The sequence below is a fragment of the Aquabacterium soli genome, from assembly GCF_003933735.1.
Lineage (GTDB): Bacteria > Pseudomonadota > Gammaproteobacteria > Burkholderiales > Burkholderiaceae_C > Aquabacterium > Aquabacterium soli.
Genome location: NZ_RSED01000005.1, coordinates 306,236 through 329,339 on the forward strand (window position 1 = coordinate 306,236; position 23,104 = coordinate 329,339).

Here is a 23,104-nt window from a genome sequence, read left to right on the forward strand (position 1 = left end):
CTTGATGCTGCCACGATAGTGAGAATGCGCCTTTCTGCCTATTGAGCCTTGGTACATCACTCCAATGGCCAGGTAAGGCCCTGCCAGACTAGAGCGACAGGTAGTGGTGAACCACCGGCTTGTCCGGGCCGATGTGGAACTTCAGCAGTTCGCCCTGCAGATCGGCGTCGGATTGGGACACCCGGTGGTGCTGCCGCAGGTGCTCTGCCCACGATTCGACCTGGAACCACTCCATCAACAGCTCGGGCTCCTTGGTGTGCTCGACGATGCCCCAGGCATACGCACCGTCGCGCCGGCGCTCTGCGGACAGCCGCTTCAAGGCGTCAATGAACGGAGGGCGATCCTGAGACCGGACACGGTATTCGATCTGGATCAGCACCGGGCCCCGGTCGTGCGCCACCGGCTCGGCCACCAGGGGCTCGGGCCAGTGCTGGGAGGGCTGAAGATCAGCCTCGCCCTTGGGCAGGCGCAGGCGGTGGAAGACGAAGGCCATCACGGTCAGCCCCACGGCCGAGATCAGCAGCGCACCTTGCAGACCCAGGGCCTGGGCCACCAGGCCCCAGCCTAGGCTGCCCGCGGCCATCGCGCCGTTGAACACCATCAGGTAGATGGCCAGCCCGCGGCCCCGCACCCAGTTGGGCAGGATGGCCTGCGCCACACCGTTCAAGGTGGTCAGGGCGATGATCCAGCCGGCACCCAGCACCAGGAGCAGCAGCACGGCCGCCCATTGAGGCGGCGCCAGGAGCAGGGCCGCCATGACGCTGGCGGTGAGGATCGCCGCCAGCAGCACCAGGCCATCGGTGTCCAGGCGGGTGCGCAGCCGGGGCAGCAGCAGGGCGCCACCGATGGCGCCGGCCCCCACCGCGCCCAGCAGCACGCCATAGAAGCTGGCCGAACCGCCCAGCATCTGGCGCGCCACCAGGGGCAGCAGGGCCCAGACCGCGCTGGCAAACAGGAAGAACACTGCCGCGCGCACCAGCACGACATGCAGCTCCTTGCTGGCACGCGTGTAGCGCAACCCCGCACGGAAGGCGCTCAGAAAGTCTTCAGACAGGGCGTTCTGCGTGGCCGGCGGCCGCTTCCACAGCAGCAGGGCCGTGATGACGAAGGCGTAGCTCAGCAGGTCGACACCATAGGTGGTGGCGGCGCCCAGGCTGGCGAGCACCAGGCCCCCGGCGGCGGGTCCGATGGCTCGCGCGATGTTGATGCCCAGGGAGTTCAGGGCCACCGCGTTCTTGAGGTCGGCGCGCGGCACCAGCTCCGGCACGATCGATTGCCAGGTCGGCCCCATCAGCGCAGCGCCGATGCCGCCGATGAAGGTGAGGGCGATCAGCGATTCGACGGATTGCAGGCCCATGGCCGACAGGGTCAGCAAGGTGCCGCTGACCCCGGCCAGCAGGATCTGCACGCCGATCAGGAAGCGGCGGCGGTCCAGGATGTCCGACAGCACGCCGGCCGGGATGGCCAGCAGGAAGATGGGCAGGGTGGCGGCCGTCTGGATCAGGGCGACGGCGGTCGGGCTGGCCGACAGGTCGGTCACCAGCCAGGCGCTGGCCACATCGCGCATGAAACTGCCGATGTTGCCCAGCACGGTGGCCACCCACAGCATGGCGAAGACGGGCTGGCGCAGGGGGNCACCCACAGCATGGCGAAGACGGGCTGGCGCAGGGGGGCAAAGCTCCCCGATGGATTGGCTTGTTGGGTCATAAAGGTGTGTTCAAGCCCTCCACCCTGTGCGCAGGGTGGAGGGCATCATCGGGAGGCGGATGAGCTCAGACCGCCCAGCAGGCGCAACCGAGCGAGCCCCAGAAGCTCTTGAAGTCGGACACGGGCGCATCGCCACCCCACGACTTGGCGTGGTTGTGGCCGTGCACCTGGCACGACGTGGCGCAGGCACAGGCCACGCTCATCGCGGCCTGCAGCGGCTTGCCTTCGTTCTCGCCCCAGGCGCCATAGCCCTTGAAGGTGCGCACGGGCGACCAGTCGGGCATGGCCGGTGGCGGTGAGGATTCATCGTGCGTGGCGAAATCGCCCGCGCCCCACACCACCTTGCCGCCGACCACGGTCAGCACCGAGGTGGTATCGATGATCTCGCTCTCGGCACAGGCGAAGAAGTCGCGGTCGGGCACCACCAGGTCGGCGAGCATGCCTTCCTCGATCCGGCCCTTCTTGCCGACCTCGTTGCTGAACCAGGTCACGTTCTCGGTCCACATGCGCAGGGCGGTTTCGCGGTCCAGGCAGTTGCGCTGGGGGTAGAGCTGCATGCCGCCCACGGTCTTGCCGGTGATCAGCCACGACAGCGACACCCATGGGTTGTACGAGGCCACGCGCGTGGCGTCGGTGCCTGCCGAGACCTTCATGCCCTTCTCCAGCATCTTGGCCACCGGCGGCGTGGCTTCTGCCGCGCCATGGCCGTAACGCTCGACGAAGTACTCGCCCTGGTAGGCCATGCGGTGCTGCACGGCCACACCGCCGCCCAGGGCTGCGATGCGGTCCATCGACTTCTCGGAGATGGTCTCGGCGTGGTCGAAGAACCAGTTCAGGCCTTCGAGCGGCACGTCCTGGTTGACGCGCTCGAACACGTCCAGCGCGCGGCTGATGGTCTCGTCGTAGGTGGCGTGCATGCGCCAGGGCCAGCGGTTCTGCGCCAGGATGCGCACCACCTCTTCCAGGTCGTCTTCCATCTCCGGGCCCATGTCGGGGCGTGGCTCGCGGAAATCCTCGAAGTCGGCCGCCGAGAACACCAGCATCTCGCCGGCGCCGTTGTGGCGGAAGTAGTCATCGCCCTGCTTGTAGGTGGAGCCGGCCGTCCAGCGCAGGAAATCTTCCTTCTCCTGCTTGGGCTTCTGGGTGAACAGGTTGTAGGCCAGGCGGATGGTGAGCTGCTGGTCCTTGGACAGCTGCTCGATCACCTGGTAATCCTCGGGGTAGTTCTGGAAACCACCGCCGGCATCGATGGCACCGGTGACGCCAAGGCGGTTCAGATCCCGCATGAAATGCCGGGTCGAGTTGATCTGGTACTCGAGCGGCAGCTTCGGGCCGCGGGCCAGCGTGGCGTACAGGATGGCCGCATTGGGCTTGGCCAGCAGCAGGCCCGTGGGGTTGCCGGCGGCATCGCGCAGGATCTGCCCGCCCGGCGGCTCGGGCGTGTCCTTGGTGTAGCCCACGGCGCGCAGCGCGGCGCCGTTGAGCAGCGCGCGGTCGTACAGGTGCAGGATGAAGACGGGCGTGTCGGGGGCGACGGCGTTGAGCTCTTCCAGCGTGGGCAGGCGCTTCTCTGCGAACTGGTGCTCCGTGAAGCCGCCGACCACGCGCACCCATTGCGGTGCGGGCGTCACGTCGACCTGGCGCTTGAGCATGCCCATGGCATCGGCCAGCGAGCGCACGCCGTCCCAGCGCAGCTCCATGTTGAAGTTGAGGCCGCCGCGGATGATGTGCAGGTGGTTGTCGATCAGGCCGGGCAGCACGCGGCGGCCACGCAGGTCGATGACCTTGGTGTTCGGGCCCGCCAGCGCCATGACCTCCTGGTCGTGGCCCACGCGCAGGAAGCGGCCATCCTTGATCGCCACGGCCTGGGCGGTGGGCTGGGCACGGTTCAACGTGGTGAACAGGCCGCGGTGCAGGATGAGGTCAGCGGTTTCAGCCATGGTGGATTTCCTTCGAGGGTTGCGTGCCGGCGCACTTGGGCATCTCGCCAAACACGTGCGGCTTGACGTGATGATGCAGCCAGGAGACCTGGGCCGATTCGTGGCCGAGCACTTTCTTGACCAGCGGTGGCAGCTGCTCGCCGACCAGGATGCCGAGCAGCCCCACCAGGGCGATCACGGGGGGCGCCGGAGAGCGCACGTTGAACAGGGCGTAGATGACGCCCACGAGCAGGCCGATGGCCAGCGAGACGAGGTAGGGTTTCATGGCTGCATCCAGGCAAGGCGTTGAAATGAAAGAACCGCGGAGCGGCACGGCGCCGGTCCGCGGTTCCGATCCGTCGTGGTTCAGCCTTCGTGGGCGCCGAACATGGTCTTGGCGTAGATGATGCCCAGGCCATAGGCGCCACCGAACTTCTTGGCGATGCCCGTGGTCAGGTCATAGGTCTCGGTGCGGGCCCAGTCGCGTTGCAGCTCGAGCATGTACTGCAGCGAAGTGACGGGACGTGCGCCGGCCTGGATCATGCGTTCCACAGCGCGCTCATGCGCTTCGGTGGACACATCGCCGCAGGCATCGGTGATGATGTAGACCTCGAAGCCTTGCTCCAGGGCGGACAAGGTGGGGCCGACGATGCAGACCGAGGTCCACAGGCCGGCGAACACGATGCGTGGCTTGCCGATGGCATTGATCACCTTGATGACGTTGGCGTCTTCCCAGGTGTTCATCGACGTGCGGTCCAGCAGCTCCTGGCCAGGAAAAGCCTCGGTGATCTCGCTGAACATCGGGCCCGAGAAGCTCTTCTCGGCCACGGTCGTCAGGATGGTGGGCACCTTGAAGCCGGCGGCGGCGTTCGAGATCAGCGCCGCATTGTTGCGCAGCTGGACGGCGTCGATGGACTTGGTCGCAAAGGCCATCTGCGACTGGAAGTCGATCAGCACCAGGGCGTGGTTGGTGGGGTTCAGCAGCTGGCTGCCGGGCGTGGGGGTGGCGGTGATGTTGCTCATGATGATGTACCTTCAGGTGAATGGGCCGGCGGACTGGGCTCAGCCCTTCAGGAAGGCCAGCAGGTCGGCGTTCAGCTTGTCCTTGTGGGTGTCCGTCAGGCCGTGGGGCGCGCCGGGGTAGACCACCAGCTTCGAGTTCTTGACCAACTTGGCCGAGGCCTGGCCGGCGGCGGCGATGGGCACGATCTGATCGTCATCGCCATGCACCACCAGCGTGGGGATGTCGAACTTCTTGAGGTCTTCGGTGAAGTCGGTTTCAGAGAAGGCCTTGATGCAGTCGAATGTGGCCTTGTGGCTGGCCTGCATGCCCTGCACGTAGAACCAATCGACCAGGCCTTGTGAAACCTTGGCGCCCGGGCGATTGAAGCCGAAGAAGGGGCCGGAGGCGATGTCCTTGTACAGCTGGGCACGGTTGGCGCGCTCACCGGCACGGATGCCGTCGAACACCTCGATGGGCAGGCCGCCGGGGTTCTTGTCGGTCTTGAGCATCTGTGGGGGCACGGCGGAGATCAAGCCTGCCTTGGCAACGCGCTTGGTGCCATGGCGGCCGATGTAGCGCGCCACTTCACCACCGCCGGTCGAAAAGCCGAACAGCGCGGCGCCCTTGAGGTCCAGCTTGTCGATCACGGTGGCCAGGTCGTCGGCGTAGGTGTTCATCTCGTGACCGCCCCAGGGCTGGCTCGAGCGGCCGTGGCCGCGGCGGTCATGGGCGATGACACGGTAGCCGCGTTCGGCCAGGAACAGCATCTGCCCTTCCCAGCTGTCCGAGTTGAGCGGCCAGCCGTGGCTGAACACGACGGGCTGGCCGTCGCGAGGACCCCAGTCCTTGTAGTAGATCTGGGTGCCGTCTTTGGTGGTGATGTAGCTCATGTCGGGTCCGTTTGGTGAGGTGGGTGAAGAAGCGGGGGTGGCTGCCGAGGCAGAACCTGCGGCGCCTGCCAAGGGCAGGGCCAGTGCGGCGGTCAGGCCGGCGCCCTTGATCAGGGCATCCCGGCGGGCGGGGTTGGTGGGATCGGTGGATGGGGAGGGCATGGCCCAGGCTCCTGAGGCTTGGTGAACAGAAGAAAGCTTAGGTCTGCAGGCCGCCATGCAGGAGTGCAGGAAGGCGGGCGCCGGCCCCTCTCGTAAGAGAGAGGAGCGCACTTGCTGCGGGCGGGGGCTGCTGGGGTCTGACGGCTCAGTACGCAGGCAGCTCCCGGGGGCGCAGGTCGAACACCAGCACCTCTGCCTGCTCGCCATGGTCAAAGCGCAGCGCCCCGGCGTGGCGGATGCGTGCGCCGTCGCCTTCGGCGAGGGGTTCCCCATTGACCTGCAGGCTGCCGCGGGCGACGTGCACGTACACATGGCGGTCGGCGCCCACGTCCAGTTCGGCGGCTTCATCGCCATCGAACAGGCCGGCGTAGACCCGGGCATCCTGGCGCACGGACAGCGAACCATCGATGCCATCTGGGGTGATGATGGCGCGCAGGCGGCCGCGCTTGTCGGCCTGGTCGATGTGCACCTGCTGGTAGCGGGGCTCGGCGCCACGTTCGTTGGGCACGATCCAGATCTGCAGGAAGTGCACCGGATCAACTCCCGAGTGGTTGAACTCGCTGTGCTGCACACCGCTGCCGGCGCTCATCATCTGCACGTCGCCGGGGCGGATCACCGAGCCGGTGCCCATCGAGTCCTTGTGTTCCAGCGCGCCGTCGAGCACATAGGAAAAGATCTCCATGTCGCTGTGGCCGTGGGTGCCGAAGCCCTTGGCTGGCTGCACGCGGTCGTCGTTGATCACCAGCAGGTCCGAAAAGCCTTGCTGCTTCAGATCGCGGTAGTGGCCGAACGAGAAGGTGTGGCGGGATTGGAGCCAGCCATGGTTGGCGCGGCCACGCTGGTCTGCTTTGCGGATGTCGATCATGGTGCTGGTCCTGGTAGGTGATTCGATGAAATTCACACTGAGGTGTTGGGGTTTAGTGGTGGGATGGATGAAGTATCTGGCGCCATTGAAGCGTCCAGGTTGAAGGTTTGATGGCGTCATCATCGAAAAAATCGATGATTGATGCGGGGGCCGATGGACCTGCCTGTAGCGCGTGGTCCCTATCTCTTCCGGGCGATGCGGCCAGGCGGCCGGGGCTCTACGGTGATCGCCCTGAACAGCGACGCATTGAAGACGCCCCATGAGCCTCACCGAACAGAAGCAGCCTTCCCGTGCGTACGCCGTGCATGCCATGCTGGGGGCCGCGGCGTGCACCCTCTCGTCGACCGTGGCGATGGCCCAGTCCGACAGAAGCCTGACCATCTACGGACGGCTCAACACGGGCCTGGAGGTGGTGCGTGCCAGTGCAGGCGACAGCGTCACCAGGCTGAGCAACTACCGCTCGGTGCTGGGCTTTCGGGGCGAAGAGGCGCTGGGCGGGGGGCTGCGCGCGCTGTGGCAGCTGGAGGGTTCGCTGGCGCTGGACACGGGGGCGGGCTCATCGTTCACGAACCGGGACACCCGTGTCGGGCTGGCCGGTCCCTGGGGCACGGCGTTCGCAGGCGTGTGGACGCTGCCCTACAACGCGGCCACCTCGGGCTTCGATCCCTTCTACCCGACCACCGCAGGCTACATGGCGATCATGGGCAATGGCTCGGCGTCCATCTCGGACAACGTGCAGAACACCAGCTCGTTCGACCGGCGGCAGGTCAACCAGCTCCAGTACTGGTCGCCCAGGCTGGGCGGCGTCACCGTCAAGCTGGGCTATGCGCTCCCTGAGGAAACCGTGGCCGGCAGCGGCGCCAGGCCCTGGCTCGCGTCCGGTTCGCTCGTGTACGAGGCGGAGGGACTCGTGCTCGCGGCTGCGGTGGAGCATCACGAGGCCTACCAGGCCAGGGACACGGCCGACATCGGGGTCAAGCTGGGGGCGGCCTACCAATGGGCCGGTGCACGCCTGGCGGCTGTGGTGGAACGACTGAACTATGAAACGACCAGTGGCGACCTCACACGCCAGGCCTGGTATGTCTCAGGCACGTATCGAATCGGCCAGGGAACCCTCAAGGCGGGCTATGCCCGCGCGGGCAATGGGTCGGGCCGCTCACGGGCGCGCGTCGGCGCCATCCACAGTGGCCCGTCGACAGGCGCGTCGCAGCTCACGGTGGGCTATGACCACGAACTGTCCAGGCGCACGACACTGCAGGCCTTTGTCAGCCAGATCGACAACCAGCGCCAGGGGCTTCATGACTTCGCGATCAACGAGGCCGGCCTGTCGGCAGGCCAGCGCGCCGGTGTCTTCACCGTGGGCATGCGGCACAGCTTCTAGGCCGATGCGCGCGTGCTGGCCGGTGCCGAGGCCGCGCGGTCTTCTTCACGCATCTCCTGCGTCAAGAAGAAGTTCAGCGCGGTCCGGATGACGGCGATCGCGGCCAGCTTGCCGATCTGGTCCCAACTGGGCGACACGGACGTCGACAGGATGTCTGCCGCCAGCTGAAGCTCGAGCGCCAGCGTCAGGTACCGGGCGAAGGTGATGCGCACCTCACCGAAGCCGGTGTCCCGGTCGATGGTGATTTTTTTCCACAAGACACGGAGCGTGGCCAGCAAGCCCACGCAGATGACCGCCGCCCCGAATGCCTCGACAAACAGGCGAAGCCATTGGACGCTGGAAAGGACAAGGTGCTCGGCGTGCTCAAACATGGTGCTGGCGAACGCCCTGATCGGGCGAACGGTAGAGGGCGACAGCGCGCATCTTCATCCGGTGGCGCGCCTGGCGCCTCTCTCTTTCGAGAGGGAGGACGGGCGGCTAGTGCACCGCCAGCGCCGGGATGGTCACGCAAAAGACCGTGCCCTGATCGCCCGACGACACCTCGATGCTGCCCTGGTGGGCCTGCACCACCTGAGAACAGATGAAGAGCCCCAGGCCCAGGCGTTCGGCATCGTTCTTCGCCGTGGTCGAGAACGCGTCGAACAGCTTGGGAATCAAGGCGGCCGGGATCGGGTTGCCCTGGTTGGCCACCTGGATGTGCAGGGCATCCTGGGACAGGTGGGCGGTGACCGAGACAGGGTGCCCAGGCGAACCATGCACCAGGGCGTTGCTGACCAGGTTGGAAACCACCTGCTGCAGCCGTGCCTTGTTGCCCCGAACCGGCCGCGGGATGTGGACATCGACGGTGATCTCGCGCGCGGGGTGGCTCTCCTGCAGTTCCTCGACGGCGTGGCCCAGGGCGTCTCCCAGGTCGTGGATGCTGGACATCTCCAGTTCCACGCCCTCTCCCAGCCGGCCACGCGCGTAGTCGACCAGGTCCTCGATCAGCTGGCGCATGCGCCGTGAGCTGCGCGCCAGCCTGGCCATGACCGCTTCGCGCACAGGCGGGCTGTCGCCCATCTGCCTGAGCACCGCCATGCCCGCATCGATGGCCGCGAGCGGGTTGCGCAGGTCATGCGCCAGCACCGCGATGAACTGCTCCCTGAGCAGCCCCGTCTCGCGCTCCTGCCGTGCCTCGCTTTCAGCCAGCCGGACGCGGCGGATCCGGCTCAGCTGGTCGGCGATGAGCTGCGCGTAGATCTCGAACATCTCGACGATGTGGCGCTGGGACACATTGAAGGGCCGGGCATCGAGCGCGCACAGGTTGCCGAAGTAGCTGTCGTCGCTGAGGATGATGGGCACGGAGATGTAGCTCTCGATGCCGTACAGGCGGGGCGTGTGGTGGCTGGCGTAGACCGGGTCCTGGCTGGCATGGTCGATGACGATGGCCTGGCGTGCCGCCCGGGATTCCGTGCACAGCGTGGTGTCGAGCACCAGGGACTGGCCTGCAACCAGGCCGAAGCCCACGTCGTCCTGCACGGCCATGGCTGTCCAGTGGGCGTCTGTCACGCGGGCGACGGCTGAAAAGCCCAGGCCGGTGGTCTTGCAGACGACGGACAGCAGCGACTGGACCGCCCGGATGCTCTCGACATCTGCGCGGTCCTGCTCGGCCCGCAAGTGCTCTTGTGCGTCAGCGATGGTGGTAATCGACATCTTGGCCTTCTCGCTCGGGACGCGTTCCAGTCTGACCGAGCATAACCGACGCGGTCACGCCGGCCGTCAGCCAGTCGGGGGCGGGACCGCGTGTCAGCGGCCCATCAGGGCGGCGGCCAGGTCGTTGTCGGCCGAAGGCGGCACGATGCGCAGCCGCGTCTGCAGTGCGGTGAGGTGCCGGTCCATCACGGCGATGGCCTCGGCGTCCTTGCCCAGGGCCAGCAGCTCGATCAACTCGGCATGCTCGTCGTGTTCGCAGGCGGCGTCGCCCGGGGCCTCGTACAGGGCCACGATCAGCGAGCAGCGCGACATCAGCTCGCTCAGCATGCGCGTGAGGTGGCGGTTGCCTGCCAGTTCGGCCAGCGCCAAGTGGAAATCGCCCGCCAGGCGCACCCAGCGGCTGTGGTCCTGCGCGTGCAGGGCTTCGTGCTCGGCCGCCAGCCGCTGGCGGAACTGGGCCAGCCGGCTGGGCGTGAGGCGCTTCATGGCCAGGGGCACGATGGCAGCCTCCAGCGCGCGGCGCGCCTCGAACACCTCGTGCGTTTCCTGCGGGGTGGGGGCGGCCACCGAGGCGCCCTTGTTGGGCACGATGTCCACCAGGCCCGTGAGGGCCAGCCGCTGCAGGGCCTTGCGCACCACGGTGCGGCTGACATTGAACACCTCGCACAGCGCGGCTTCGCCCAGGCGCGCGCCCGGAGCCAGCCGGCGTGACATCACCGCGTCGAACAGCGCATCGTGGACGGGTTCATCCAGGGCGACCTCGCCACGCTTGAGGCGTGCGCCATCAGGGCGTTCCAGCGGAGCGGGCGCGCGGCGTGGTGGCATCGATGGATCAGGGCTCGCGACGGCGCACCTTGCCGTTGTCCACGGTGACCTTGGCGCCCACGGCGTGCTGGGTGTTCAGTGTGTAGGTGTTCACCCGGCCGTTGTCCATGCGCACCGTGGTCTTGTAGACGGTGTGCTTCTTGGCGTGCTTTTCGATCTCGTTGCCCGCGAAGCCGCCGGCCACGGCACCGCCCACGGTGGTGATCGTGTTGCCGGTGCCCTTGCCCACCTGGTTGCCCAGCAGCCCGCCGACCACCGCACCGGCGGCAATGCCCAGGCCGCTGCCCTCGCCCTTCTGGGTGACGGCACGCACCTCGGTGACGGTGCCGCAGGTCTTGCAGGCGGCCTGTGCCAGACCGGCCTGGGCACCCAGGGTGAGGGTGGCGGCGGCCAGCAGGGCGCGGGTGAGGGGGCTGTGCTTGTTCATGGGTGTCTCCTTCGGAATGATAGGGCCACTGGGTGGGCCCTGTTCCTCTCAACGCGCGGCCAGGGCCGTGCGTGGACACGCAAATGAGGGGGCAGGCTCAGTCGCGTGGCACGGTGCGCGGCTTGCCGTGCTCGTCGATGGCCACGTAAGTGATGTTGGCCTCGGTGACCTTGACCAGGTGCGGGTTGACCGGGTTGCGCTCGGCCCAGACCTCCACATGCACCGTCATCGACGTGTTGCCAACGCGCACGATGCGGGCATAGATGGACAGCAGATCACCCACCGACACGGACGAGCGGAACACGAACTCGTTGACGGCGATGGTGGCCACGCGGCCGCGCGAGATGCGCACCGGCAGGGCCGAGCCTGCCAGATCGACCTGGGCCATGATCCAGCCGCCGAAGATGTCGCCGTTGCCGTTGGCATCCTTGGGCAGGGGCATCACCCGTGTGACGAGCTCCATGTCGGGGTGGAGTTCGGGCGGGGTCAGCAGGGTAGGGGGTGTGGACATAGGGAACAGCAAGCGAACGACGGTCATGTCACGGCCGACAATGCGAGGTCTTCCGTGACACGCTATTGTGAACGCATGCGCCGTTTTGCACAGTCCCCCCCCGCCGAGTCTCCCGCTTCGCCCTCATCCCAGACGCCCCAGGCGCCACAAACCGCACGCTCCGACCGCCAGACGCTGTCGCGCCTGTGGCCCTACCTGTGGGCTTACCGGGGCCGCGTGCTGCTGGCGCTGGCCTTCATGGTGGGCGCCAAGCTGGCCAACGTGGGCGTGCCGGTGCTGCTCAAGACCCTGGTCGACCGCCTCGCGCCGAACGCCACCTCGGCCCAGGCCCTGATGGTGGTGCCGGTGGGCCTGCTGCTGGCCTACGGCCTGCTGCGCCTGTCCACCTCGGTGTTCACCGAGCTGCGCGAGCTGGTGTTCGCCAAGGCCACCGAGGGCGCGTCGCGCTCCATCGCCTTGCAGGTGTTCTCGCACCTGCATGCCTTGAGCCTGCGTTTTCACCTTGAGCGCCAGACCGGCGGCATGACGCGCGACATCGAGCGCGGCACGCGCGGCGTGCACTCGCTGATCTCGTACTCGCTCTACAGCATCATCCCTACGCTGATCGAGGTGGTGCTGGTGCTGGGCTTCCTGGGCACGAAGTTCGACATGGGCTTCGTGTGGATCACCCTGGGGGCCCTGACGGTGTACATCGGCTTCACCGTGACGGTGACCAGCTGGCGCACGCGCTTTCGCAAGGAGCAGAACGAGCTCGATTCCAAGGCCCACACGCGCGCCGTCGATTCGCTGCTGAACTACGAGACGGTGAAGTACTTCAACAACGAAGGCTTCGAGACCCAGCGCTACGACGAGAGCCTGGAGCGCCTGCGCCGCGTGGCCGTCAAGAGCCAGCACAGCCTGTCGCTGCTCAACGCAGGGCAGCAGACCATCATCGCGCTCGGTCTGATCTCGATGTTGTGGCGCGCCACGCAGGGCGTGGTCGACGGCCGCATGACGGTGGGCGACCTGGTGATGGTCAACGCCTTCATGATCCAGCTGTACATCCCGCTGAACTTCCTGGGCGTGATCTACCGCGAGATCAAGCAGGCGCTGACCGACCTGGACAAGATGTTCACCCTGATGGAGCGTGACCAGGAGGTGGGCGACGCGCCCGATGCGCGCCCGCTGCTGCTCAAGAGCCCGCCGTCGGTGCGCTTCGACCATGTCAATTTTGCCTATGAGCCGGCCAGGCCCATCCTGCACGATGTGAGCTTCGAGATCCCCGCTGGCCAGACGGTGGCGGTGGTGGGGCCTTCGGGCTCGGGCAAGTCCACGCTGGGCCGCCTGCTCTACCGCTTCTACGATGTGCAGGAGGGCCGCATCCTGGTCAACGGCCACGACGTGAAGAGCCTGACGCAGGACAGCCTGCGCCGCAGCATCGGCATCGTGCCGCAGGACACGGTGCTGTTCAACGACACGGTGGCCTACAACATCGGCTATGGCCGCACGGGTGCCACGCAGGCCGAGATAGAGCAGGCCGCGCGTGCCGCCCGCATCCATGACTTCATCACCAACACGCCGCTGGGCTACGGCACGATGGTGGGCGAGCGCGGGCTCAAGCTGTCGGGCGGCGAGAAACAGCGCGTCGCCATCGCGCGCACCTTGCTGAAGGATCCGCCCATCCTGGTGTTCGACGAGGCGACCTCGGCACTGGATTCGGCCAACGAGCGCGCCATCCAGGCCGAGCTGACGGCCGTGGGCCAGGGCAAGACGGTGCTGGTGATCGCACACCGCCTCTCCACGGTGGTGAATGCGCACGAGATCCTGGTGATGGATGCGGGCCGCATCATCGAGCGGGGCACGCATGTGCAACTGCTCAACGCCAACGGGCGCTATGCCCAGATGTGGCGGCTGCAGCAGCACGAGGCTTGAGCGCTGCAGGCCTCAGTTCTTCCAGTTGATTTCCGAGCTGGTCGCACATTCCGCATCACCGGGCTCCACCTTGCATCGGATGCGCTTGAGCAGCTTGAGCCCCTGCTTGTCGTACAGCCCCTGCTCGGCCAGCTCCATGCGTGATTCGCGCATGTATTCGGCGTAGCGAGGCGCCTGCTCGGGTGGCAGCTCCATCCACAGCGCGGCGGGGATGTCGGACTCGGCCTTGCGCACCACGGCCAGGGCGTCGTCGAAGTGCGCCAGCCAGTAGCGGCGCGACGCATCGCCAAAACCCGCGGGCAGGCTGGCGCGCTCGATGATGAGCTGGTAGCTCAGGATCATGAAGGGAAAGCGCGAGATCGCACCCTTGCTGCCAATGCCCTTGTGCAGCTCCAGGGGCCTGAAGGCCACGGCCGGCGCGGCGGCCATGTCGGCCATGCCGTTGTTGAACTTGGTGGCGAAGTTGGTCACGTCGGCCGACACGGCCTGTGCACCGGCCTTCTGGATCAGGTAGGCCTGCGCCTTGTCGTGGTCGAAGGCCAGCATGCGCTTGCCGGCCAGGGCCTCGGGCGAATTGATGCGCCGGTCGTTGACCAGGCTGTAGACCGCGCCCACGTCGATCAGGCCGGCCATCTCGTACCTGCCCTGCACCACCAGGGCCGCGGCGCCTGGCGCGTTGAAGGTCTGGCTGGCCAGGCGCATCACCTGGTGGCCGGCGGCCATGTCGACCTTGCCCTGGCGCAGGATGAGCGTGGCACCGAAGGCATCGGTGGCGGCGGTGATGGGGCTGTAGGCCCGGGTGCGGAAGCTGGTGGCCAGCAGGGCCTGGCACTGGCCGGTGCGGAAGTCTTCGGCGGCGACGCGTTCGTCGGTGTAGGCCCGTGCGGTCAAGGTGACCCCGGTGGCCGCCTGCATCGCCAACACGTAATCCTTGGTGGCGTTGTACATGTCGCCGCTGGTGCCCAGCAGATCGAACACGCACAGTCGGGGGGCTCCCGGTGCGGCCAGGCAGGCTTGTGAGACCAGTGCCGCGAGCGCGGCGGCCATCCATGGGCGGGCGAAGGCGTGGGGGGGCTTGGGCATGGCAGGTGGGTGTGCTGCAGGGATCGCCAGCCTAGATCAGATGCCATCTATCGCGGTGCGTTTGCGATGAAAAAGGGGCTTCGCAGCGCGAAGCCCCTGAAACGCGGCGTGAGCCGCCGGTGGCTTGAATGCTCAGCCGCGTGCACGCCGCAGCCGCATCGCCACCAGGCCCAGTCCGGCCAGCACCATGGCCACCGACGTGGGTTCCGGCACGGCCGCCACCGTGCCGTTCTTGAAGGCCACAGCCACTTCACCGTTGTCATCCGCAAAGGGCCATAGCGGCGAAGCGCTCAGCGTGATCGCCGAGGTGCCGCCAGCCAGCGCGGTGAACGTGAGCGTGGCCGTGACGAAGTCGCCCTGCTTGCCGGCCAGGGTGTTGAAGTTCACCCCTTGCGCCAAACCCGCGACGTTGTCGATGGGGCCGGGCACCGAACCCAGTTCCCAGAAGGCGGGCACCTTCACGTTGTCCAGGCGCAGGATGCTGGCGTCGAAGCCGACGTCATAGCCGCCGCCGTAGATGATGTTCGGGAAGCCCGAGCCGACGATGTCGATCGTGAAGGTGGCGCCGATGTCCACGGGGGCCACGGGCGACTTGACCTCGATGGTCTGGGCCTGGGTCCACAGGGCGGTGGTGGCGAGCACGGCGGCGATGAGGTGTTGTTGCAGTGTCATGGTGAAGCCTTGTCAGGTTGATGGTGGTTGAACAAGAAGGAGAAACGCAAGTGGGATGCGCCAGCGGCGGGGCGATGGACGATCCGCCAGCCGCTGTTCGTGGTGCGCTGATCAGCGCTCGGTGCTGCCCAGGTGCCAGGCCGAGGGGCCAGGGGCCTTGCCCAGCAGCTTGCTGAAGCGGGCGGTGTCCAGCGCGTTGACGATGCCGTCGCCGTTGAGGTCACCCGGCAGGCCGCGCTTGCCCAGTTGTGACCGGAAGGCCGCGGTGTCCAGCGCATTCGTGAAGCCGTCGTTGTTCAGGTCGGCATCACAGGCGTTGCCGAAGCCATCGCCATCGGTGTCTTGCTGCTCCTTGTTGGCCACGCCCACGCAGTTGTCGCGGCTGTCGGGCACGCCGTCGCCATCGGTGTCGGTTTCCTTGACGGCGGCCTGGGCGCTGGCGCCATCGGGCGAGGCCACGCGCACCACCACGTTGTCGCCCTTGAAATCACCCAGGTCGATGCTGCCGTTGCCCTCGTTGTCCACGATGCCGCGGCCCAGTTCCAGGCCTGTCCTGGGGTCGTAGGCCACGGCGGTGATCCACTCCGGGGGCGGGCAGGTGCGGCAGCCGGGTTCCACCGGCACCTTGATGGTGGCGAGGGACGCCTTCAGCGTGATCCAGGGCAGGCCGAACTTCCACGGTGCGCTCACGCGCAGCTTGACGGTCGGATCACCCAGCAGGTTGTAGATGTTGAGCTCTTGCCGAAGGTTGACGATGCCGGGCCGTGTGCCGCCGCTGTTCAGCGGATGGCGGTTGGCCTGCGAGCCGGCCGCCACTTCCGAGATGTAGGACTTGGCGTAGTTCAGCAGGTCGCCCAGGCGCTGCACGGGGCTGCCGGTGCCGAAGGTGTTGATCAGGCCTGGGAACACACCATCGAACAGGCCCAGCGTGAGCTGGTTGTTGTCGGTGGTGCTGCTCTGGCGCGAATCGCCGATCACGGCCAGTGCGCCGTCCGACTTGCGCAGGAAGGCCTCGGCCCAGTAGGTGCTGGCGCTGTTGATCAGCGGGCCGCCGCCTGGTGTCACGTAGCTGGCATTGACCGTCTCGTTGTCGAAGATGCCGCTGGCGCAGTTGATGCTGAACACCACCGGGAACTGGTTGTTGGTGACGGAGATGCCACCCAGGTTGCCGGTGCTGAAGGCGGGGTCGCCCCAGCCGGTCCACCAGCCGTGGTCGCGGTGGTAGAGGATGGAGGTGCCCTGGTTGACGGCGGCCACGATGTCGGCACTGTCGGCATCCCATGCGAAGGTGGGCTTCTTCAATGCGGCCGGGATGGATGCTCCGCCGGCGTAGAACAGCGGGTTGGCATCGGAGTCGGCGTTGTACAGGCGGGCCACGCTGTAGCCCTTGCCCACGGCATGGTTGCGCACGATCTCGGAGGTTTCCACGAACCAGCGCTTGTCGCGGGTGGGTGTGTGGCTGCCGCTTTGCCGTGTCTGGAAGTAGGCGGCGAAGGTCAGCCGGCTGTAGTAATCCTGGCCGAAGATGGGGTTGGCCGGCGGGCTGTTCTCGAACGCCACCACCTTGGAGACGATGGTGTTGGCCTGGGCCAGCGTGTCCACCGGGAAGCGGCCGATGCCGAAGGGCGGGATCGTGGTGGCCGTGGCACCGGGCAGGAACTGGCCGTACCACATGTCACCGGCGTTCAGGGCGTTGTCCCACAGGTTGTTCTGGTCGTAGTGCGTGGGCACGAACTCCGAGTCACCCACGAACAGCACCCACTTCGGGCGCACCAGGTGCGTGTTGTAGTAGTTGGCGATCCAGTTGCGGATCTGCGTCTTGCTGGCGGCGGCGCCGCCGCCCGTGATCTGCGCGGTGGTGACCACGCGGGTGCTGATGCCCAGGGCCTGCTTGTGCGCCTTGAGCGCGTTGGCGGCGGCCAGGAAATTGGGGTGGGTGACGATCAGGTAGCGGGCGCCAAAGATGGCGGGGTTGATCACGATCGGAGGGGCGCAGCGCAGCTTGGCGACCAGGTCCTTGTTGACCGCGAACTGCAGCGCGGGCAGGGGCAGGGCCTCGATGCGCTGGTCGATGGGGTCGAAGCCGGCCTTCTGCGTGGTGCCGATCACGCCCTTGAGCTGCAGGCGGTCGTACGCGAAGCAGCGGCCCGGGTGCTTGATGGTGACCAGGTAGCTGGGGTAGTAGGTGATGGCCTGGCGATCGGGCGCGTAGCCGTAAGGGGCCAGGCGGTAGCCCTGCACGCTGGCATCGCCGCGGAACACGGGCAGTTCGCCCAGGCCTTGGCCGGGGGCCTTCACGCCCTTGGCGTAGACATCGGGGTCGTAGGTGAACTCGGACTGGTCGAGTTTGGAGCTGAGCGGCGTGGCATCGGGCGGCTGGATCGGGTACAGGCGGGCCTTGACCTCGGTGGGGCGCCCCTCGGGCTGGATCTCGACCGTGCCGCCATCGCCATCGACGGGCAGGGCCACCGAGAAGCCGGTGATCGGCAGTTCGGCGAAGCCCACTTCGCGGCTGTCGCTGATGGAGGTGTTGGCACCGCCGCGCTGGACGAAGCGCTGGAACACGCCCTGCGGTGTTTCCACGTTCTGCAGTTCGGGTGTGGGCACCGTGATGCGCATCACCGTGGCGCCGGCATCGCTCGAGACGGTTTCGATGCGGATGGCGGGGGCGGTCTGTGCCTGGGCGTGGGATGCGCTCAGGGCAAGCAACGAGAGGATGCAGGCAGCGTGCAGGGCACGCGGCGTGAAGTGGTGTCCTTGGGGACGGGGTTGGTGCATGTCAGCCTCCGGTGTGGTGGGGGGATTTGCGTGACACCGAACGTTCGGAAGCACACGCGGACCGGAGGTTATGGACGAGACAGGCTGGGCGAAAGCCCTCGGCCCCTAGGCTTGGGGAGGCTGGGGCGGGCCCTCCCTACAAGGAGGGCCCCAGGACTAGGGAGGGCTCCCCCAAGGCTAGGGCCCTATGGTTAGGGAGAGGTTTAACTTTGTGGGGGGCGCTTGTCCGGCGCCCCCGACGACTCAAGGGGCGATGGCCATGCCGCGCACGATCTGGCCGGCGGCGATGGCGCCGATCAGACGCGCCTGGCCGCTGGAGAGGTTGACCTCGTACAAGCGCGACTCCGGAGAACCCACGCGCGTGGCCACCAGGTATGCGGCACGCCCGGAGGCGGTGATGTCGAGTGTGGCGCGGTCGAAGTGGTCGATGCCCAATGGCCCGATGGACTGCAGATGACCGGTGTCGGGCGAGACTGGCGGACTGGCGCTTTCCGGCGAGCCGATGAGCGCCAGGTAGCCCGTGGCCGCGTCGACGGCGTAGTGGGTGGCCGTGCCGGAGCCTTTGCGGGTCTGGACCGAGGCCGTGGCCACGATGCGGGGACGGTTGCCGGCGAGCAGATCCCCGGCCTGGTAGGCCAGGGGCGTGTCGGGCTGAACGCCCGCTGCCTTGGGGTCGCCGTCGATGATCGCGCCCGAAGCCGGGTGCAGGCGCAGGTTGCCGCCCTGGTCGGACACCACCCGAAGCTGATCGGTGGCTGGGTCGAAGTCGATGCCGAAGGCGTCTCCCGGTGGCAGGCGGATGCCGCTTCCCACCGCGGTCATGCCGGCTGTGGCCGGGTCGATGCGCAGCAGACGGCCGGCGTTGCTCAGGCCGTACAGCTGGCCCAGCGCGGCCCGGTAGTCGATGGCCAGCAGTTGTTCGCCGGGCTTGAGCCCCTTGAGCGGCGCCCGGCTGTCCACCTGGCCAGGGGTGCCGGCGTTGAAGCTGATCAGCACATTGCCATCGGTGACGGCCAGCAGTGTTTCTTCACGTTCCTGGACGGGGGCCATGGCCTCCAGCGCCACGGCCGGCGCCACGGGCTTGGCAAACTTTTCCTTCACCGCCTGCACCTGCGGGATCGACGTGTGGGCGCAGGCACCCAGCAGCAAGGGCAGGGCAGCCAGGGCGGTGCGGCGAAGGAGCGGCATGGTCGTGCGGGGCATGGTCATCGTGGTGAGGAGTATGCCTGGGCAGTGCAAAGTCCTCGTGAACGGAGGGCACGCTGTCTGGCGGTGCGCGGGCGGAACGAGGGACAATCGAGGTTTGTTTCCTTGCCCGCCCGCCCCAGGACCTCGCCATGACCGACCTGACCCTGATCCGCCCCGATGACTGGCACCTGCACGTGCGCGATGGTGCCGCCATGCAGGCCGTGGTGCCCGCCACCGCCCGCCAGTTTGCCCGCGCCATCATCATGCCCAACCTGCGCCCGCCGGTGACCACGGCCGAGCAGGCCCGGGCCTACCGCGAGCGCATCCAGGCGGCCGTGCCCGAGGGCGTGTCCTTCGAGCCCCTGATGGTGCTCTACCTGACCAACAACACCCCGGCCGACGAGGTGGCGCGTGCCCGCGAGGCCGGCGTGGTGGCGTTCAAGCTCTACCCGGCCGGCGCCACCACCAACAGCGATGCGGGCGTGACCGACCTGCGCCTGACCTACAAGACGCTGGAGGCCATGCAGCGCGAAGGCCTGGTGCTGTGCGTGCACGGTGAGGTGACGGATGGCGATGTCGATGTGTTCGACCGCGAGAAGGCTTTCATCGACGACAAGCTGATCCCGCTGCGCCGCGACTTCCCTGAGCTGAAGATCGTGTTCGAGCACATCACCACCAGGGAGGCAGCGCAGTACGTGAGCGAGGCCGACCGCTTCGTGGGCGCCACGATCACGCCGCAGCACCTGCTGTACAACCGCAACGCCATCTTCATGGGCGGTGTGCGCCCGCACTACTACTGCCTGCCCATCCTCAAGCGCGAGGAGCACCGCCTGGCGCTGGTGCAGGCGGCCATCGGCGGCAGCCCGAAGTTTTTCCTGGGCACCGACAGCGCGCCGCATGCATCGCACCTGAAGGAGCACGCCAGCGGTTGCGCCGGCTGCTATACCGCGCCGCTGGCGATGGAGCTGTACGCCGAGGCCTTCGAGGTCGCTGGCGCGCTGGACAAGCTCGAAGCCTTCGCCAGCTTCCACGGCCCTGATTACTACGGCCTGCCTCGCAACACCGAGCGCGTCACCCTGCGCCGCGAGGCGTGGACCGTGCCTGAATCGCTGCCTTTCGGCGAGACCGAGATCAAGCCCCTGCGCGGCGGCGAGACGCTGAACTGGCGTTTCGTGGGCTGACGGCCGGGGGCCGCCAGCCTCAGGCCGGCAGGAAGCCTTCGACCGACAGGTAGCGCTCGCCCGTGTCGTAGCAAAAACCCAGCACGCGGGCCTTCGGGCCCAGCTCCGGCAGCTTCTGGCCGATGGCCTGCAAGGTGGCGCCTGAGGAGATGCCCACCAGCAGCCCTTCTTCGCGCGCGGCGCGGCGCGCCATCTCGCGCGAGGCCTCGGCATCGACCTGGATGGTGCCGTCCAGCAAGGTGGTGTCCAGGTTGGCCGGCACGAAGCCCGCGCCGATGCCCTGGATGGGGTGCGGCCCGGGTGCACCGCCCGAGATCACGGGTGATGCCGTGGGCTCCACGGCGAACACCTTGAGCTGTGGCCAGGCCTTTTTCAGCACGCGGGCGCAGCCGGTGATGTGGCCGCCCGTGCCCACGCCGGTGATCAGCACGTCCAGGCCCTCCGGGAAATCCTTGAGGATCTCCTGCGCGGTGGTGCGCTCGTGCACCTCGACGTTGGCCGGGTTCTCGAACTGCTGAGGCATCCAGGCGCCGGGCGTGGCGGCCACGATCTCCTGCGCACGGGCGATCGAGCCCTTCATGCCTTTTTCGCGCGGTGTCAGGTCGAAGCTGGCGCCATAGGCCAGCATCAGGCGGCGGCGCTCGACCGACATGCTGTCCGGCATCACCAGCACCAGCTTGTAGCCCTTGACGGCGGCCACCATGGCCAGACCGATGCCGGTGTTGCCCGAGGTGGGCTCGACGATGGTGCCGCCGGCCTTGAGCAGGCCCTGGCGCTCGGCGTCTTCCACCATGGCCAGCGCGATGCGGTCCTTGATGGAGCCGCCCGGGTTGGCGCGCTCGGCCTTGATCCACACCTCGGCGCCGCCGAATAGCCGGTTGACGCGGATGTGCGGCGTCTGGCCGATGGTGTCCAGGATGTTCTGTGCTTTCATGCGGGGCTCCTGCGCTGGTGAGGGCGATCAAAGGGAACGATCGTGCCGGGCACGGTCCAACGGCAAGGATAAGGGCGCCGGGCGCAGAATCGCAGCATGAGATCAACAATCCTGAGTGGGGTGCTTTCGCGGGCACCGTGGCTGTTCTATGGCTGGCTGGCCCTGGCGGCGGCCTTGCTGCCGGCGCGTTCTGCCACTGCGCAAGAGTTCCTGCCTGTGGACCAGGCCTTCCAGGTGGAGGCGCGCGTGGTGCAGCCCGGCCAGGTGGCGGTCGATTTCAAGGTGGCGCCGGGCACCTACCTGTACCGCGAGCGCCTGGAGGCGCGGCTGGAGGGGCAGCCCCCCGTGGCGCTCACCCTGGCCACGCCCGAGGGCGAGCGCAAGCACGATCCCACCTTCGACAAGGTGATGGAGGTCTACCATCACGACGTGGCGGCCACCGTGGTGGTGCCCTCCGCGCAGGGCGCAGAGGGTCCGAGCCCTGACACGCTGGCCGTGGTCTACCAGGGCTGTGCCGATGCCGGCCTGTGCTATCCGCCGCAGACCCGTCAGTGGCGCCTGACGAGGGACCCGCAAGGCCGCGTGACGGCGCTGCAATGGATACCGCCCGAGACGCTGGCACCGAAGGCTGGCGGCGGTCTGTTTGGCGGCGGGCCACGGTCGGGGGGCTTGTTTGGAGGAGGTCAGGCGGGCGCCTCCGGCACCGACGGATCCACCGTGACAGCACCCGCGACAACCGCGGTGGACATCGGGCCAGCGGACACGGGTGACCGCATCCAGCAGGCCCTGTCCACCGGGCGATGGCTGGTTGTGCTACCAGCCTTTCTGCTGGCCGGTGTGCTGCTCTCGCTCACGCCCTGCGTGCTGCCCATGGTGCCCATCCTGTCGTCGATCATCGTCGGGCAGCAGGGCACCGCCCGCCAAACGGCCCGGCCGCGTGGCCTGGCGCTGGCGCTGAGCTATTCCCAGGGCATGGCGCTGGTCTACACCCTGCTGGGTGTGGCGGCGGGCCTGCTGGGCCAGGGCCTGGCAGCCTACCTGCAGCACCCTTACGTGGTGCTGGCCTTCGCTGCGCTGATGGTGCTGCTGTCGCTGTCCATGTTCGGCCTGTACGAGTTGCGCTTGCCCGTGTCGGTGCAAAGCTGGCTGGGCCAGCGCAGCCATGGGCTGCCGGGCGGGCGTTTTGTCAGTGTGTTCGTGATGGGCGCGGTGTCGGCCCTGATCGTCAGCCCCTGCGTGTCCGCGCCGCTGGCCGGCGCGCTGCTCTACATCAGCCAGACGCGCGACGTGTGGCTGGGCGGTGCGGCGCTCTACGCCATGGCCTGGGGCATGAGCGTGCCACTGCTTGTGGTGGGTGTGGCAGGCGGGCGCCTGCTGCCGCGTGCGGGGCGCTGGATGAACGCCGTGAAAGTGGTGTTCGGTGTGCTGATGCTGGCCATGGCGGCCTGGGTGGCGCGCCCGGCCTGGCCTGCCCTGGTGGCGGCGGTCACGGGGCAGCCGGTGGCCTCCATCCACCAGAGCGCCTTGCCCTTTCAGCGTGTGGCCAGCGTGGCCGCGCTGGAGCAGGCCGTGGCCCAGGCCACACGTCAGGGCCGCCCGGTGATGCTGGATTTCTACGCCGACTGGTGCGTGTCCTGCATCGAGATGGAGCGTTTCACCTTCACCGACTCAGCCGTGCGCGAGAAGCTGGCTGGGGCCGTGCTGCTGCAGGCCGATGTCACCGCCAACACGCCGGACGACCGTGCCTTGCTGGAGCGTTTCGGCCTGTTCGGCCCACCCGGCATCGTCTTCTTCGATGCACAAGGGCGGGAGCTGTCGACCCCGCGTGTGATCGGGTTCCAGAAGCCGGTGCCGTTCCTGCAGAGCCTGGCGGCCGCCGGGCTCTGACCCTGGAACAGGCCTGTCCCTGAGCGCCTGCGTGGGTGATTGGGCCTACATGGCACGGCGGGCTTGGGGTTTCCGCTATGGTGTCGGG

Annotated in this window: 20 protein-coding genes; 4 read left to right on the top strand and 16 right to left on the bottom strand. The window is 67.6% G+C overall.

Annotation, left to right across the window (positions count from 1 at the left end; genetic code table 11):
- Positions 1-88 precede the first annotated feature (88 nt).
- From EIP75_RS08500 to EIP75_RS08525, 6 genes are all read right to left on the bottom strand, one after another.
- Complete coding sequence (locus tag EIP75_RS08500) at positions 89-1,687, bottom strand: MFS transporter (RefSeq protein ID WP_476561139.1); 1,599 nt, start codon at positions 1,685-1,687, stop codon at positions 89-91.
- Between the two features lie 85 nt (positions 1,688-1,772).
- Positions 1,773-3,647, bottom strand: a complete 1,875-nt coding sequence (locus tag EIP75_RS08505; protein WP_125242815.1) for an amidohydrolase — start codon at positions 3,645-3,647, stop codon at positions 1,773-1,775.
- Positions 3,640-3,912: a XapX domain-containing protein gene (locus EIP75_RS08510; protein WP_125242816.1), complete on the bottom strand. Its 273-nt coding sequence runs from the start codon at positions 3,910-3,912 to the stop codon at positions 3,640-3,642. Before EIP75_RS08510 ends, EIP75_RS08505 begins: the two co-directional genes overlap by 8 nt.
- Positions 3,913-3,992: 80 nt before the next feature.
- Entirely contained in the window at positions 3,993-4,649 is a 657-nt protein-coding gene (locus tag EIP75_RS08515; protein WP_125242817.1) for a hydrolase, read from the bottom strand.
- A gap of 39 nt (positions 4,650-4,688) precedes the next feature.
- Positions 4,689-5,681 (bottom strand): alpha/beta fold hydrolase, encoded by a 993-nt coding sequence (locus EIP75_RS08520; RefSeq protein WP_199758534.1) that lies wholly within the window; start codon positions 5,679-5,681, stop codon positions 4,689-4,691.
- A gap of 145 nt (positions 5,682-5,826) precedes the next feature.
- Positions 5,827-6,546 carry a pirin family protein gene (locus tag EIP75_RS08525; RefSeq protein ID WP_125242818.1) on the bottom strand — a complete coding sequence of 240 codons (720 nt, stop codon included), beginning with the start codon at positions 6,544-6,546 and terminating at the stop codon, positions 5,827-5,829.
- A 259-nt stretch (positions 6,547-6,805) separates the two neighbouring features.
- On the opposite strand from EIP75_RS08525, the gene EIP75_RS08530 reads away from it, so the two are divergent.
- Positions 6,806-7,927, top strand: coding sequence for a porin (locus tag EIP75_RS08530; RefSeq protein WP_233584752.1), 1,122 nt, complete (start codon positions 6,806-6,808; stop codon positions 7,925-7,927).
- On the opposite strand, the gene EIP75_RS08535 is transcribed toward EIP75_RS08530, so the two are convergent.
- The 5 genes from EIP75_RS08535 to EIP75_RS08555 form a co-directional block, all read right to left on the bottom strand.
- On the bottom strand, positions 7,924-8,298 hold the full coding sequence (locus tag EIP75_RS08535; RefSeq protein WP_125242819.1) for a DUF1622 domain-containing protein: 375 nt from the start codon (positions 8,296-8,298) through the stop codon (positions 7,924-7,926). The two genes, EIP75_RS08530 and EIP75_RS08535, sit on opposite strands and share 4 nt — an antisense overlap.
- 106 nt (positions 8,299-8,404) lie before the next feature.
- Positions 8,405-9,619 carry a GAF domain-containing sensor histidine kinase gene (locus EIP75_RS08540; protein ID WP_125242820.1) on the bottom strand — a complete coding sequence of 405 codons (1,215 nt, stop codon included), beginning with the start codon at positions 9,617-9,619 and terminating at the stop codon, positions 8,405-8,407.
- 93 nt (positions 9,620-9,712) lie between these two features.
- Complete coding sequence (locus EIP75_RS08545; RefSeq protein WP_125242821.1) at positions 9,713-10,444, bottom strand: GntR family transcriptional regulator; 732 nt, start codon at positions 10,442-10,444, stop codon at positions 9,713-9,715.
- Positions 10,445-10,451: 7 nt separating this feature from the next.
- The gene (locus EIP75_RS08550; protein WP_125242822.1) at positions 10,452-10,871 is read right to left on the bottom strand and encodes an outer membrane lipoprotein; all 420 of its coding nucleotides are present in this window, start codon (positions 10,869-10,871) and stop codon (positions 10,452-10,454) included.
- 97 nt (positions 10,872-10,968) lie between these two features.
- On the bottom strand, positions 10,969-11,382 hold the full coding sequence (locus EIP75_RS08555; protein WP_233584753.1) for an acyl-CoA thioesterase: 414 nt from the start codon (positions 11,380-11,382) through the stop codon (positions 10,969-10,971).
- Positions 11,383-11,457: 75 nt separating this feature from the next.
- Between EIP75_RS08555 and EIP75_RS08560 the strand changes: the two genes are divergently transcribed.
- Positions 11,458-13,293 carry an ABCB family ABC transporter ATP-binding protein/permease gene (locus EIP75_RS08560; RefSeq protein ID WP_125242823.1) on the top strand — a complete coding sequence of 612 codons (1,836 nt, stop codon included), beginning with the start codon at positions 11,458-11,460 and terminating at the stop codon, positions 13,291-13,293.
- A 12-nt stretch (positions 13,294-13,305) separates the two neighbouring features.
- On the opposite strand, the gene EIP75_RS08565 is transcribed toward EIP75_RS08560, so the two are convergent.
- The 4 genes from EIP75_RS08565 to EIP75_RS08580 all read right to left on the bottom strand — a co-directional run bounded on the left by EIP75_RS08565 (position 13,306) and on the right by EIP75_RS08580 (position 19,029).
- Complete coding sequence (locus EIP75_RS08565; protein WP_125242824.1) at positions 13,306-14,376, bottom strand: putative solute-binding protein; 1,071 nt, start codon at positions 14,374-14,376, stop codon at positions 13,306-13,308.
- A 132-nt stretch (positions 14,377-14,508) separates the two neighbouring features.
- Complete coding sequence (locus tag EIP75_RS08570; RefSeq protein WP_125242825.1) at positions 14,509-15,048, bottom strand: cohesin domain-containing protein; 540 nt, start codon at positions 15,046-15,048, stop codon at positions 14,509-14,511.
- A gap of 111 nt (positions 15,049-15,159) precedes the next feature.
- Positions 15,160-17,826, bottom strand: a complete 2,667-nt coding sequence (locus EIP75_RS08575; RefSeq protein WP_125242826.1) for a C25 family cysteine peptidase — start codon at positions 17,824-17,826, stop codon at positions 15,160-15,162.
- Between the two features lie 243 nt (positions 17,827-18,069).
- Entirely contained in the window at positions 18,070-19,029 is a 960-nt protein-coding gene (locus EIP75_RS08580; RefSeq protein WP_158622783.1) for a DUF4394 domain-containing protein, read from the bottom strand.
- Positions 19,030-19,163: 134 nt separating this feature from the next.
- Here EIP75_RS08580 and pyrC point away from each other — a divergent pair, with 134 nt between their 5' ends.
- Positions 19,164-20,195 (top strand): dihydroorotase, encoded by a 1,032-nt coding sequence (pyrC, locus tag EIP75_RS08585; protein ID WP_125242828.1) that lies wholly within the window; start codon positions 19,164-19,166, stop codon positions 20,193-20,195.
- A gap of 19 nt (positions 20,196-20,214) precedes the next feature.
- Here pyrC and cysK read toward each other — a convergent pair whose 3' ends face one another.
- Positions 20,215-21,129 (bottom strand): cysteine synthase A, encoded by a 915-nt coding sequence (gene cysK / locus EIP75_RS08590; protein ID WP_125242829.1) that lies wholly within the window; start codon positions 21,127-21,129, stop codon positions 20,215-20,217.
- A gap of 96 nt (positions 21,130-21,225) precedes the next feature.
- Here cysK and dsbD point away from each other — a divergent pair, with 96 nt between their 5' ends.
- Entirely contained in the window at positions 21,226-23,016 is a 1,791-nt protein-coding gene (gene dsbD / locus EIP75_RS08595) for a protein-disulfide reductase DsbD (RefSeq protein ID WP_125242830.1), read from the top strand.
- Positions 23,017-23,104: the final 88 nt, after the last annotated feature.

Bases quoted from the DNA above. Each gene is read 5' to 3' on its own strand.
- pyrC (WP_125242828.1), top strand. From the start codon at position 19,164: ATGACCGACCTGACCCTGATCCGCCCCGATGACTGGCACCTGCACGTG.
- dsbD (WP_125242830.1), top strand. From the start codon at position 21,226: ATGAGATCAACAATCCTGAGTGGGGTGCTTTCGCGGGCACCGTGGCTG.
- EIP75_RS08520 (WP_199758534.1), bottom strand. From the start codon at position 5,681: ATGCCCTCCCCATCCACCGATCCCACCAACCCCGCCCGCCGGGATGCC.
- EIP75_RS08535 (WP_125242819.1), bottom strand. From the start codon at position 8,298: ATGTTTGAGCACGCCGAGCACCTTGTCCTTTCCAGCGTCCAATGGCTT.
- EIP75_RS08560 (WP_125242823.1), top strand. From the start codon at position 11,458: ATGCGCCGTTTTGCACAGTCCCCCCCCGCCGAGTCTCCCGCTTCGCCC.
- EIP75_RS08570 (WP_125242825.1), bottom strand. From the start codon at position 15,048: ATGACACTGCAACAACACCTCATCGCCGCCGTGCTCGCCACCACCGCC.
- EIP75_RS08525 (WP_125242818.1), bottom strand. From the start codon at position 6,546: ATGATCGACATCCGCAAAGCAGACCAGCGTGGCCGCGCCAACCATGGC.
- cysK (WP_125242829.1), bottom strand. From the start codon at position 21,129: ATGAAAGCACAGAACATCCTGGACACCATCGGCCAGACGCCGCACATC.
- EIP75_RS08575 (WP_125242826.1), bottom strand. From the start codon at position 17,826: ATGCACCAACCCCGTCCCCAAGGACACCACTTCACGCCGCGTGCCCTG.
- EIP75_RS08580 (WP_158622783.1), bottom strand. From the start codon at position 19,029: ATGCCCCGCACGACCATGCCGCTCCTTCGCCGCACCGCCCTGGCTGCC.
- EIP75_RS08565 (WP_125242824.1), bottom strand. From the start codon at position 14,376: ATGCCCAAGCCCCCCCACGCCTTCGCCCGCCCATGGATGGCCGCCGCG.
- EIP75_RS08555 (WP_233584753.1), bottom strand. From the start codon at position 11,382: ATGTCCACACCCCCTACCCTGCTGACCCCGCCCGAACTCCACCCCGAC.
- EIP75_RS08550 (WP_125242822.1), bottom strand. From the start codon at position 10,871: ATGAACAAGCACAGCCCCCTCACCCGCGCCCTGCTGGCCGCCGCCACC.
- EIP75_RS08530 (WP_233584752.1), top strand. From the start codon at position 6,806: ATGAGCCTCACCGAACAGAAGCAGCCTTCCCGTGCGTACGCCGTGCAT.
- EIP75_RS08510 (WP_125242816.1), bottom strand. From the start codon at position 3,912: ATGAAACCCTACCTCGTCTCGCTGGCCATCGGCCTGCTCGTGGGCGTC.
- EIP75_RS08515 (WP_125242817.1), bottom strand. From the start codon at position 4,649: ATGAGCAACATCACCGCCACCCCCACGCCCGGCAGCCAGCTGCTGAAC.
- EIP75_RS08505 (WP_125242815.1), bottom strand. From the start codon at position 3,647: ATGGCTGAAACCGCTGACCTCATCCTGCACCGCGGCCTGTTCACCACG.
- EIP75_RS08545 (WP_125242821.1), bottom strand. From the start codon at position 10,444: ATGCCACCACGCCGCGCGCCCGCTCCGCTGGAACGCCCTGATGGCGCA.
- EIP75_RS08540 (WP_125242820.1), bottom strand. From the start codon at position 9,619: ATGTCGATTACCACCATCGCTGACGCACAAGAGCACTTGCGGGCCGAG.